The 12,021-nt window shown below is 63.5% G+C and carries 12 protein-coding genes and 1 rRNA gene; 4 read left to right on the forward strand and 9 right to left on the reverse strand.

The genetic code is table 11. The features are described 5' to 3' along the window. From F0311_RS03420 to F0311_RS03430, 3 genes are all read right to left on the reverse strand, one after another. Positions 1 to 126 (reverse strand): 16S ribosomal RNA (locus tag F0311_RS03420); the annotation flags it as partial. 517 nt (positions 127 to 643) lie between these two features. Next, the gene (gene tyrS, locus F0311_RS03425; protein ID WP_396897412.1) at positions 644 to 1,969 is read right to left on the reverse strand and encodes a tyrosine--tRNA ligase; all 1,326 of its coding nucleotides are present in this window, start codon (positions 1,967 to 1,969) and stop codon (positions 644 to 646) included. Between the two features lie 27 nt (positions 1,970 to 1,996). Continuing rightward, on the reverse strand, positions 1,997 to 4,324 hold the full coding sequence (locus F0311_RS03430; protein WP_150460566.1) for a HelD family protein: 2,328 nt from the start codon (positions 4,322 to 4,324) through the stop codon (positions 1,997 to 1,999). A gap of 147 nt (positions 4,325 to 4,471) precedes the next feature. On the opposite strand from F0311_RS03430, the gene F0311_RS03435 reads away from it, so the two are divergent. Continuing rightward, positions 4,472 to 5,116, forward strand: a complete 645-nt coding sequence (locus tag F0311_RS03435) for a SatD family protein (protein WP_150460567.1) — start codon at positions 4,472 to 4,474, stop codon at positions 5,114 to 5,116. Then, positions 5,113 to 5,853, forward strand: a complete 741-nt coding sequence (locus tag F0311_RS03440; RefSeq protein WP_150460568.1) for a hypothetical protein — start codon at positions 5,113 to 5,115, stop codon at positions 5,851 to 5,853. Before F0311_RS03435 ends, F0311_RS03440 begins: the two co-directional genes overlap by 4 nt. A 3-nt stretch (positions 5,854 to 5,856) precedes the next feature. Here the strand turns inward: F0311_RS03440 and F0311_RS03445 are convergent, their stop codons facing one another. From F0311_RS03445 to F0311_RS03460, 4 genes are read right to left on the reverse strand one after another with little or no spacing between them, the layout of a single operon-like run. Further along, entirely contained in the window at positions 5,857 to 6,525 is a 669-nt protein-coding gene (locus F0311_RS03445; RefSeq protein WP_150460569.1) for an O-methyltransferase, read from the reverse strand. 9 nt (positions 6,526 to 6,534) lie between these two features. Beyond that, entirely contained in the window at positions 6,535 to 7,368 is an 834-nt protein-coding gene (locus tag F0311_RS03450; protein ID WP_150460570.1) for a DNA-3-methyladenine glycosylase, read from the reverse strand. Between the two features lie 9 nt (positions 7,369 to 7,377). After that, positions 7,378 to 8,832 carry an argininosuccinate lyase gene (gene argH, locus F0311_RS03455; RefSeq protein ID WP_150460571.1) on the reverse strand — a complete coding sequence of 485 codons (1,455 nt, stop codon included), beginning with the start codon at positions 8,830 to 8,832 and terminating at the stop codon, positions 7,378 to 7,380. Between the two features lie 11 nt (positions 8,833 to 8,843). Next, a complete protein-coding gene (locus tag F0311_RS03460) occupies positions 8,844 to 10,079 on the reverse strand; it encodes an argininosuccinate synthase (protein WP_150460572.1) in 1,236 nt (411 codons plus the stop codon). A 219-nt stretch (positions 10,080 to 10,298) separates the two neighbouring features. Between F0311_RS03460 and F0311_RS03465 the strand changes: the two genes are divergently transcribed. After that, positions 10,299 to 10,724, forward strand: a complete 426-nt coding sequence (locus F0311_RS03465) for an ankyrin repeat domain-containing protein (RefSeq protein ID WP_191089715.1) — start codon at positions 10,299 to 10,301, stop codon at positions 10,722 to 10,724. A gap of 6 nt (positions 10,725 to 10,730) precedes the next feature. Further along, complete coding sequence (locus F0311_RS03470; RefSeq protein WP_150460573.1) at positions 10,731 to 10,910, forward strand: hypothetical protein; 180 nt, start codon at positions 10,731 to 10,733, stop codon at positions 10,908 to 10,910. A 56-nt stretch (positions 10,911 to 10,966) separates the two neighbouring features. On the opposite strand, the gene F0311_RS03475 is transcribed toward F0311_RS03470, so the two are convergent. Beyond that, positions 10,967 to 11,182, reverse strand: a complete 216-nt coding sequence (locus F0311_RS03475) for a P-loop NTPase family protein (RefSeq protein WP_150460574.1) — start codon at positions 11,180 to 11,182, stop codon at positions 10,967 to 10,969. Between the two features lie 117 nt (positions 11,183 to 11,299). Further along, a complete protein-coding gene (locus tag F0311_RS03480; protein WP_150460575.1) occupies positions 11,300 to 12,019 on the reverse strand; it encodes an HAD hydrolase-like protein in 720 nt (239 codons plus the stop codon). Between the last annotated feature and the right edge of the window lie 2 nt (positions 12,020 to 12,021).

The raw sequence follows: 12,021 nt of genomic DNA on the forward strand, positions 1-12,021 counted from the left end.
CTCACGTGATACTCACCCGTTCGCCACTAATCCACCCCCTGAAAACAGGAAGCTTCATCGTTCGACTTGCATGTGTTAAGCACGCCGCCAGCGTTCATCCTGAGCCAGGATCAAACTCTCCATCAAAAAACTTCAACAGAGACAACAACCAGCAATCACCTCAACCCCCACCCTGCCGGAAAACAGAGCCTCACAGGAATCAAGCACATCACCAGCCGCTGATCAATCCATAGCTAAAAGCCGCAGAAACCATCACGGGGGTGACAGCCCTACGACAATAACCAATATAAATAAATTGGTATCAACAAACTTGGCACACTATTGAGTTCTCAAGCTACAAACACCCCGACACCACCAGGAGAAAACCTCCCAGATCGCTCCGGAGCAACTTCTCTAAGTTACCGGTCTGCCTGGTGTCTGTCAATTCAGCCAGCTAGCTGAATTTTGAGCGCACCACACTAGGCCAGAACCTAGAAGGAGTAGTTTTTCGAGGTGATTCACCTCTGATCAGTGACCCTCAGTTTTCCTCGGGCACAACAAGACACTCTACACACCCTCGGAGGTTCACGCAAACCCGAATCTGCGTGATGCTCAACACCTAGCACCAGGGCAGCAGAATGCTGCTGATCTGGAGCTTTGATGGTTACTGAGCGCGGATGACCACAGCAAGACTCTTCTTGCCGCGGCGCATCAAGAGGTACATCCCGTGCAGCCATGCGGAGTCCGGAACCAGTGATTCGGCGTCGTCGACCTTCACATTGTTGAGGTATGCCCCGCCCTGCTTGATGGCGCGCCGGGCTTCGGCCTTGGAAGGCACCAGTCCAGTCTCTGCCAGAGCACTGATCGGAGTCACTTCATCGGCAGAGAGCACAGCAGTTGGCACCTCCGTGGCGACCGCGGCCAGAGTGGTCTCATCGATCTCCGAAACCTCGCCCTTGCCGAAGAGCGCCTCGGAGGCAGCGATGACTTTCCGCGTGGCCTCTTCACCATGAACCAAGACGGTCACTTCCCAGGCCAGCCGCTTCTGGGCCTGGCGTTTGAAGGGCTCGGATTCAACAGCCTTCTCCAGCTCTTCAACCTCCGCCCGGGTCAGGAACGTGAAGACTTTGAGTCGGGTGATCACATCAGTGTCAGAGCTGTTGAGCCAGAACTGGTAGAAGGTGTAGGGCGAGCACAGTTCGGCGTCGAGCCAGATGGCGTTGCCCTCCGACTTTCCGAACTTGGTGCCGTCGGCGTTGGTGATCAGTGGTGTGGCCAGAGCATGGGCCGGCACCTCAGCGGCGCGGCGCACCAGCTCGGTACCGGCCGTGATATTCCCCCACTGGTCGGAGCCGCCGGTCTGCATCACACATCCGTAGTCCTGATGGAGCCGGAGGAAGTCATAGCCCTGGAGCAGCTGGTAGCTGAACTCGGTGTAGGAGATCCCTTCCTCAGAGTTCAGTCGCTTGGCCACAATCTCTTTCTTGATCATGGTGCCCACGCGGAAGTACTTTCCGATATCTCGCATCATCTCCAATGCGCCGATATCCTGCCACCAGTCCAGGTTGTTGACCATCTGGGCAGCGTTGTCTCCTTCGAAGGAGAGAAAGCGCTGTACCTGTGACTGTAGACGCTGCACCCAGCCGACTATGGTCTCCGGGGTATTGAGCACTCGCTCGCCAGCCTGCTTGGGGTCACCGATCAGCCCGGTGGCGCCCCCGACCAGGCCAAGGGGCCTGTGCCCGGCCAGCTGGATCCGCCGCACGGTGAGCAGCTGTACGAGGTTTCCGATGTGCAACGATGCAGCCGTCGGGTCGAACCCGCAGTAGTAGGTGATCGGCTCCCCTGCCAGGGCGTCTTCCAGTGCGGATTCATCAGTGGACACATGGATCAGTCCACGCCACTGCAGTTCCTGGAAGACGTTGTCAAAGCTGGGGTCATTGCGCTGGGCTGCCAGCGCCGGATTCTGGCTGTTGTCGATCACGTCCAGTACGTTACCGCAGAATGCACCGAGCTCTCAGAAGCCGGCAGGCAGGTCCCGGGAGTGCAGTACCCGCAGCGACTGGGTGGACCGCGTCATGGCCACATAGAGGCTGCCCACTTTGCCGCGAGCTTCCTCCAGCAGTGCGGCAGGCTCAAGAAGTACGACGCCGTCAAACTCCAGTCCCTTGGCCTCATCGGCAGTCATTGCCACCACATCCTGGGTCATGGATCCAGCACCAGCGCCTACTCTCTTGCCGAACTTGGCCACCAGGGCCTCGCGGACTGACTCCACCACACTCTGCGGTGCGATCACCGCGATCAGACCCTCCCCCAGTCTCTGATGCTCGGCAGCGACTGCCCCTACCGCGGCCGGGACCAGCTCCCCGGCGTCATAATGTTCAACCAGCGGGGGAAAGTCGCCGTCGCGCACGGTGCGCAGTGAGGTGGTCTGCAGCCCATTGGCCTGTGCCACTCGCTCGGCAAGCTCCACCATATTGCGCGGAGTGCGGTAGTTGACGGTGAGCTCCTCGATCCGCAGCCGGTCGTCGATGAACGGTCCGAATGCCTGCTCCCAGCTGGGGGCGGCCGAGGCGGAGGAGCCCTGGGCGATGTCGCCGACTGCAGTGAAGGACTTCAGCGGGCAGCGGCGCATCAGCATATTCCACTGCATCGGTGAGAGCTCCTGGGCTTCATCGACCACTATGTGACCGTAGGTCCAGCTGCGGTCCACGCCCGCCCGCTCAGCGGCAGTCAACCGTGGTCCGGTCTCGGTGTTGAGGTTTGCCACCGCCTCAGCGTCCAGGAACCCTTCGATGCCCATCTCCTCGAGGGCAGGGGCAGCGTTCTCCACAGCCTTGCGCGCATTCTCCAGGTCCTTCTCACGGGCTGCCTGCCGGCGGGCCTCCTCCCGTTCGGCGTTCTCGTCCAGCTCGCCGAGCAGCTCGGCGGCCTCGTCCAGGAGCGGGACATCGGCGATGGTGAACGGCCTCCCGGGTTCGCGCTGCAGCGCAGCGCGCTCCTCTGCGGTGAGCTGAGGAGTCACCTCGGCCAGATAGCGGGGCTTGCTGTAGAGGTCCTCAAGCAGGGCTTGGGGAGTGCGCGGCATCCAGCACAGGTTCAGAAGCACCCTCACATCCCGGGAGGTCCGGACGTCCTCCTCCAGATAGCTGCGGTCAGCCTCGTTGCCCTGGGAACGCTTCTCCAGGAGGCGCTCCAGCTTCTCGGCGATCTCCTTGACCATGACCTTCACAAAGGTGGACCGGGCCTCGTTGTACGGTTTGCCGGTCGCTTTGGCACGCTCAATGCCGCGTTTGACCATCTTGGGGGTCACCGTGACCTTGATGCCCTCCACTGTCACCTCTCGGGGCTCGGGGATGATCCTCCGGCGGTGGGCCACGGCATCGGCAGTGATCTGCACCCAGTCCAACCTGCCCTTGATCCGGGCGACCTGCGAATCCGTCTCCTCCACACCGCGGAGCCCGTTGTAGAGATCAGCCAGCGAGGACATCACCACCCCGGTCTCGCCCAGGGAGGGCAGCACGCGCTCGATATACGACAGGAAGGTGGAGCTGGGCCCCACAATGAGCACTCCGGCGGACTTCAGTCGCTCCCGGTGGGCGTAGAGCAGATAGGCCGCACGGTGCAGGGCCACTGCGGTCTTGCCGGTGCCGGGCCCGCCCTGGACCACCAGGATTCCTGAGCGATCGGCACGGATGATTCGGTCCTGCTCGGCCTGGATGGTCGCCACAATATCGCCCATCTGACCGGTGCGCCGGGCCTTCAGTGCAGCCAGCAGAGCACCGTCGCCGTGGTTGTCGGTGCCCTCCTCCAGCACGGAGGCATCAAGCACCTCATCCTCCAGGCCCTGGACTGCTCGCCGCTTCAGCATCAGATGACGGCGCCGCCGCACCCCCTGTCGGTCGAAGGCCGTGGCCTGATAGAACACTCCGGATTCTGGGGCCCGCCAGTCAAGCAGCAGCCGCTGCCGCGCCTCCGAGGTCAGTCCGATCCGGCCGATATAGCGGGCATCCCCGTTATCGAGGTCGAGCCTGCCGAAAACCAACCGGTCATCCACTGCGTTGAGCTGGGCCAACCGGTCCTCGTACATGGTGGCGAAGGCATCCCGTTCCGAGATGTTCTGCATAGTGCCCACCGCCCCGGTCGCACGCACCCGGTTCAGTTGCCCCTGGTTCTCCTCGCGCAGTTCGTCCAGCCGTCGGTAGAGGGCTGCAACGTAGTCCCGCTCTTCATCGATCCCAGCCTCCAGTGGGGGCAGCGGGATGGGGGCGTCGTCGTCGGCTGCTGGGGTGTTATGTCCGTTGAGATCAGCGTTGATCGATGCGGCAGTGTTGGTATCACTCATCCGGTGGCAAGGCTCTTCCCGTTTTGGCGAAAACGATCAGTCAATACTACGCCCTGCAAGGTAAACAGGAGGTTGCCATCGTCAGGAGTCGCACTACATATCAGCTCTTGACTTATAAACCTCGAATATAAGTGATAAACTTATTCCATGTCAGCCAGCAGTGTCGCAGTCATCGCTGATGTGATCCGGTCCCGGTCGTTCAGCGATCGCTCCAGCCTCCAGAAGGAGGTCGAGGAGCTCCTGCAGGCGGTGCAGGCCGCCTTTCCCGCTGTGCGAAGCTTCTCCCCCACGGTGGGGGACGAACTGCAGGCCGTCTACGCCACGCGCAATCAGGCGCTCGCCGCTACTCTATACGCGGGTCTGCTCCAGGGGGAAGGTCCGCAGCTGCGCTTCGGACTCGGAGAAGGTACGACCTATCCCGTGGACAGCAGCGCTTCGCAGAGTGTGGAGGACGGCCCCGGCTGGTGGAGAGCGCGGCAGGCTATTGAGGAGCTGGAGGAGATCCAGTCCCGCAGCCCCCAGCTGAGAAGCCGCTTCATCAGTGCAGTCCCTGCCGAGGATGCTGTGGTCAATGCCTATCTGCTGGCCCGGGACCATATATGTGCAGGGTTCACCGAACGCACACGCAGCTATGCTGTAGGCGTGCTGGAGGGCCGGAGCCAGAAAGAGATCGCCGCAGAGATAGGCGTCTCGCAATCCGCGGTCTCCCAGTCGCTGCGCGGGTCAGGTGCGGCCAGCCTCATCGCCGGTCTCAAGGAGCTCACCAGCGCTGCAGAGCAGGAGCCGGCATGATTCTGCTGGGCGTTATCCTCACCGCAGTCGGCGGCGCAGACATCATCCGGGTGATGCTGCCCCGCCCCTGGGGCGCCAACCCCCGACTGATCACCCTCGGCGCCTTCTGCCTGGTGGTGCTGCTGACCGCTGCAACGACCACTGCCGTGCCCTGGGGGCTGGTGCTGTGTGCGGTGATTCCGATCCTGCTGTGGCTGGCGGCTCTGCGCATCGGACCGGCGCTGCCGCTGAACGCCCTGGCCTCAACCTCGCGGCGCCAGTCCGCGCTCATCATAGGCTTCATCCTCAGCAGTGGGCTGCTGAGCCTCGCCGCCAACACTCATGCTGAGCCCACCGAAGCGTCTGGATGGGGCGGAGTGAGCTGGGACAGCCCTGTGACGGTCCTCGCTGCGGGGCTGGCGCTGTTCCTGACCGTCAGCTCCAACGGCCTAGTGCGCGCCGCACTCCGCCAAGAGGGGCCTGGGGAGCATCCAACCGTCCCCGGGCCGCAACTCAAAGGCGGGCGGTGGATCGGCCCCTTGGAACGTATAACGCTGACCGGGCTGCTGGTCACCGGCGCCTATCCAGTGGCGGCGGCACTGATCGCCGCCAAAGGCATCGTACGATTTCCGGAGCTTCAGGCAGACCAGGAGCACGGCAATAAGGCGGAGTACTTCCTGGTGGGCAGCTTTGTCAGCTGGACGATCGCCGCAGTGGCGGCGGGTCTGCTGCACCTGGCTGCGCTGCCAGCGGCATAGCGCTCAGTTCACTCTGACCAAGGTGAAGCCGTCCCAGCCTTTGAGGCCTACGGTCTGGAATGCCGTGGCAGTGAGCCGCTTCTCGGCTGCGATATCTGCCACCAGCTGCCGGGTGCCGATGATGTCTGGATCGGCGGAGTCGGCGTCTACGACCTGACCGTTGCGCACGGTGTTGTCGATCAAAATCACAGTCCCCGGTCGGCTCAGCTGCAGGGCAGCCTGCAGGTAGGCGGGGTTGGAGCGCTTATCTGCGTCGATGAACACCAGGTCGAAGGGTGCCGCCTGCTCTGCGATGAGCTGCTGCAGAGTCTCGGCGGCCGGACCCAGCCGGATCTCCACCTGCTCGGCCACTCCGGTCCGATCAAAGTTCGCCTGGGCGACCCTCGCGTTGGCCTGCTCGAGCTCACAGGTGATGATCTGTGCCTGCGGCCCGGCTGCCCGCGCCATCCAAATTGCGGAGTATCCGGCCAGGGTACCGATCTCCAGGATCCGCTCAGCTGCGGTGAGCTGCACCAGCAGACCGAGGAATGCCCCCATATTCGGCGCGACGTCGATTCCTGGAAAGAGCGTCTCCGCTGAGCTCTCCCGGGCAGCTGCGAGCGCCTGGTCCTCGTCCACCAAGGAGTCGATGAAGTACCGGTCAACCTCTGCCCACTGCTCGGAAGTGTCCATAGACTCACCCTAACTGCGGCTCGGTGCCGGCGGAACCCCTTTTCCAGGGCGGTAGGCGGAGACACTGCGGTCCCCGCTGATCCAGAAGCGCCAGGGGTACTCGGCGCTCCCGCCCACTCCGGAGACGCCCACCCGCGGCCCGGAGGAGACAGCTAACGATGAAACCCGACTGAGCCGAGAGGAGTCCGGAGCGGGCTCCGTGTCTTCCGAGACTTCACTGAGCCGAGCGAAATACGGAGCTCGAGGCGCAATTTCGGAGGCGCCTGAGAGTTGCCCGGGATGTGGGCAGGCGATCGAGGAGCGTGAGTGAAGCGACGCCGATTCGGGTGGGGCCAGCCGGAAACTCACCTCAGTGTTCGGACCGGGTAAAAAGGTGGCGTCGTCGTCCTGCCTGGTGATCTCCAGCGGGGTGCCATCCATCGGCAGCGTGATACCCAGCCCCTGGCCGAGTCGGCCGGGTCCGGAGAGCAGCTTAGCGCCGGTGTCCCTGCCGCCGCGGCGCTGCACGGCCAGGTCACGTCCGCTGAGGACCTCACCGGCCCGCAGCAGGATCCCGCCGGCGACCCCTGCGCCGGCGACCAGGTTCAGACAGAAATGGATACCGTAGCTGCGATAGATGTAGGCACGACGGGGAGGGCCGAACATCGTGGCATTGCGGGCAGTCTGGCCCCGGAAGGCATGGGAGCCCGGGTCCTCGCCCACATCCCCGTAGGCCTCCACCTCAGTCAGCCGCACTGCAACCGTGCCACGGGCGGTGGTCACGCTGAGCACACAGCCCAGCAGGTGCGGGGCCGCCTCCACTGGATGAGCCTCGAAGATCTCGGCGAGCTTCTGGGAGTCCATCAGCGCGGCCTATTCGACAGGAAAGACCGGCTGCATGGCCTCCAGGCCTGAGCGGAACTGGGCGGCTCGCTGCTTAGCAGCCTCCAGCTGTTCGGCAACCCGGACCGGGGCGGTGCCGCCCACGGCATCGCGGGAGGCCAATGAGCCCTCCACGGTGAGCACCTCCCGGACTGCAGGAGAGAGCGCCGGGTGGATCGCCGCCAGCTCCTGGTCGGTCAGCTCGTGCAGTTCCTTAGCGGGGCTGTGCTGTTCACAGGCACGGACGCATTCGCCGGCCACCTCGTGGGCTATCCGGAAGGGCACACCCTGACGGACCAGCCATTCTGCGATATCGGTGGCTAACGAGAAGCCCTGTGGGGCCAGTTCCGCCAGCCGCGCGGGGTGGAAGGTCAGCGTGAGGATCATCCCGGAGACTGCTGGAAGCAGAAGGCCAAGGGTATCCACAGCGTCGAAGGCCGGCTCCTTGTCCTCCTGCAGGTCACGGTTATAGGCCAGCGGCAGTGCTTTCAGCGTGGCCAGCAGTCCGGTGTGGTCGCCGATCAGCCGGCCGGCCTTACCTCGGGTAAGCTCAGCGATGTCCGGGTTCTTCTTCTGCGGCATGATCGAGGAACCGGTGGAGTAGGAGTCGTGCAAGGTGACAAACCCGAATTCCTTGGTGGCCCAGAGGATGATCTCCTCGCTGATCCGGCTCAGATCCACTCCGATCATCGCAGTCACCCAGGTGAACTCTGCCACCAGGTCGCGGGAGGCGGTGCCGTCGATGCTGTTCTCCACCGGAGCCTCGAAGCCCAGCTCCTCGGCCACCTGGGCAGGGTCCAGGCCGAGTGACGACCCGGCCAACGCGCCCGATCCGTAAGCAGAGTAGGCTAGACGGCGGTCCAGATCGCGCAGTCGCTCGACATCGCGCAGCAGTGGCCAGGCGTGAGCCAGCAGGTGATGGGCCAACAGCACCGGCTGGGCATGCTGCAGGTGAGTCCGGCCGGGCATGGGCGCATTCGGGTGGTTCTGAGCCTGCTCGATCAGGGCCTCGACCACACCGAGCACACCCTCGGCGATGCCGCGCGAAGCATCGCGCAGGTACATCCGCACCATCGTGGCGATCTGGTCGTTGCGGGAGCGCCCGGCGCGCAGTTTGCCGCCCAGCTCCTCCCCTGCGCGTTCCAGAAGCCCCCGTTCCAGCGCCCCGTGGACGTCCTCATCATTGTCTGTGGGCACAAAAGTCCCGGTGGCGACGTCGTCCTCTAATCTGCCAAGTGCCGAGAGCATCCCGGCCAGCTCTTCCTGGGTGAGCAGCCCGGCACGGTGCAGCACTCGGGCATGGGCCTTGGAACCGGCGATGTCGTAGGGGGCGAGCTTCCAGTCGAAATGGGTGGATTTGCTCAGTGCAGCCATCACATCGGCCGGCCCGGAGGCGAAGCGGCCGCCCCACAGGGAGCCCTCGTTGGTGCCGTGCTTATCTGTCATAGAAGTAGAGACTACTTCTCCACCCCGGCGTCGGAGAGGTCCGGCTTGCCGTAGAGCCGCTCCTCACGCTGGGAGGCGGTTTTGGCGCTGAGCCCGTAGATGTCGATGAACCCGCGGGCGGAAGACTGGTCGAAGGTGTCGCCGGTGTCGTAGGTGGCCAGGTTGAAGTCGTAGAGGCTGGTCTCGGACCGCCGGCCCTGGACGGTGGCGCGGCCGCCGTGCAGCTCCATGCGGATCTCGCCGGAGACGTACCTCTGGGTCTCGTCGATGAAGGTGTCCAGGTTCTTCTTCAACGGGGAGAACCACTGCCCGTCGTAGACCAGCTCGGTCCAGCGCTGGTCCACGGTCTTTTTAAACCGGGCCTGCTCACGCTCCAGGGTGATGTTCTCCAGTTCCCGGTGGGCGGCGATCAGCGCCATCGCCCCGGGAGCCTCGTAGACCTCGCGGGACTTGATGCCCACCAGCCGGTCCTCCACGATGTCGATCCGGCCCACACCCTGGGCGCCGGCGCGGCGGTTGAGCTGCTCGATGGCCTGCAGGGCGGTGACCGTCTCGCCGTCCAGTGCCACCGGGACCCCTTGGTCGAAGGTGATGGTGACAACGTCTGGTGAGGGCGGGAAGGCCGGATCCTCGGTGTAGTCGTAGACATCTTTGGTGGGCCCGTTCCAGATGTCTTCCAGGAAGCCGGTCTCCACGGCGCGGCCCCAGACGTTCTGGTCGATGCTGAAGGGGTTCTTCTTGGTGGTCTCGATGGGCAGCTCGTGCGCTGAAGCGTACTCGATGGCCTTGTCCCGGGTCAGGGCGAGGTCGCGGACCGGGGCGATGCACTTCAGCTCCGGGCCCAGGGTCTGGATGGAGACCTCGAAGCGGACCTGGTCATTGCCCTTGCCGGTGCAGCCGTGGGCTACCGTGGAGGCTCCGAACTGCTGGGCGGCGGCCACCAGGTGCTTGGAGATCACTGGCCGGGAGATGGCTGAGACCAGCGGGTAGGCGTCCATGTAGAGAGCGTTGGCCTTCAGGGTGGGCATGCAGTACTGTTCGGCGAACTCGTCGCGGGCATCGGCCACATAGGCCTCCACCGCACCGCAGTCCAGGGCGCGCTGGCGCACAGTCTCCAGGGATTCACCGCCCTGTCCCACGTCAACAGCAACGGCAATCACCTCTGCTCCGGTGGCCTCGGCGATCCAGCCGATGGCTACCGAGGTGTCGAGGCCGCCCGAATAGGCCAGAACAATGCGATCAGTCACGTAATGCTCCTAGATGAAAGAGGTAGAGATCTTGACTCGCAGGCTATCCTACATAATTATTCGCAGTTATGCATACTTATCATTGAGCAGTGGGTCTGCCCCGTCTCGCAGGAAAAATCAGGCATCTATTGGATTATCGGCAGTTCATGAGAGGACGAAATTCCAAGAACCACCTGATAGTTGGATCGAGTGGAGGTCACAACACGTAAGCTTTCTGACATGGCATCACAGCACGGACCGCACGGGTTGACGGAGGAGCAGCAGGAGCTGCTGGATTCGATGTTCGACCTTGCCCGCGACGGGGAGGCGGAGAAGCTGTTGGCTCTCATCGACCAGGGCATCCCGGCGGATCTGAGCAATGAACAGTCAGACACCCTGCTGATCCTAGCCGCCTACAACCAGCACCCTGATCTGGTTCGGGCACTGCTTGAGCGCGGGGCAGAGGCCAACCAGGTCAATGACCGCGGCCAAACCGCGCTTGGCTGCGCTGTGTTCCGCCAGAACAAGGAAATCACCGAGCTGCTGCTGGATGCTGGTGCCGACCCGCAGCTTGGGGAGCAGTCAGCACTGGCAGTTGTTGATATGTTCGGTCTGGAGCCTATGCGGGCTCTGCTCGACAAGCACATGACCGAGTCGAAAGGCTGATATCCGTTGAAGAACCAGCAAGCCTGGCCCTGGATCACCCTGGGAATCCTGATCATCGCTGCTGCGGCTTTCGGGGAGGCCTTCGGACTGATCCCCACCTGGAGCCGATGGGTCGGCATCGGCGTGGGCGGCGGACTCATCGGCCTGGGCATGTCCATCCGCTCCCAGCGCAAACGACAAGCCTGAGCCGGCAGAAGCCGACGTTCGAGACCTCGCATAGGCGGCCGGAGCAGAGCCTGGGTCTAAGGGTTGACCCACACCACGGGATCCGCCTGAGCCCACATGAACGTGCCGAGCTTGCCCTGATAGTTAGCAGCCGCCCCACCGTGAGCACTGGTCGCCTGCCGGACTTTTTCACTCAGCTCCTCCGAGGAGGCCTCAGTCCAGTTCAGGCCCCAGAACCGTGCATCGAGCTCAATACGGGACACCCCAAGGATGCCGGACAGCCGCTTCGCCACCGCCGACCTTCCTGACCCCGAACTTCCCACCACGGAGATACGCTTCTTGCCGCTCCTTCCGGCTCGAGCTTGTCCCACGTGTCAATCGACTCTTCCCTGATCGAATCTGATACACGATCAGAATTGCGGCGGCAGGATCCGGGCGAGGTGTTCAACGTCCTCTGCGACCGCAGCAGCACTCTGCTCCTCACCGGGTTCGGCATAGCCCCAGCGCACCAATACGGCAGATACACCGTGCATGGCCGCCCCGTGAACGTCATGATCACGATCGCCGACCATCACCGCCCCGGAGACGTCTGCACCAGACTCGGCAAGGCCGGCCAGCGCCGAGGCCACCACATTGGCCTTGACCTGAACCCCTGGCAGCTCCTGGGAGTCCTGATAGGTGGCTCCGCGGATGACCGTGAAGTATTCCGTAAGCCCCGCGCCGTCCAGGATCGGCTCCGCCATCTCCTGCAGCTTGGCCGTGGCCAAGCCGAGCGGGATCCTCGCAGCGTGCCATGCCCGGATCAATTCTGCGATGCCCGGAAACAGCGGAACCTGCGCCATCCGTGGGCGGTATCGCGCCCGGTACTCGATCACCACACGGTCCAGATCATTCTCCGCCACCGCACTGAACCTCGCAAAACCCTCCCGAATAGGCGGGCCCACAAAACGCAGCAGATTCACGGCGTCGGGAACCGGATAGCCGCAAACCTCCAGTGCCTCGGCGATCGAGCCGGTGATAGCCGAAGCAGAGTCGGTGATCGTGCCATCCAGATCAAGGACGATGGCGCTTGCCCGGGCGGGCAGCTCAAGGGCGGGAACAGCCGGACTCGCGGCAGCAGAGATGTGCATAG

It is taken from the genome of Nesterenkonia ebinurensis (genome assembly GCF_008711175.1).
Classification (GTDB): Bacteria; Actinomycetota; Actinomycetes; order Actinomycetales; family Micrococcaceae; genus Nesterenkonia; species Nesterenkonia ebinurensis.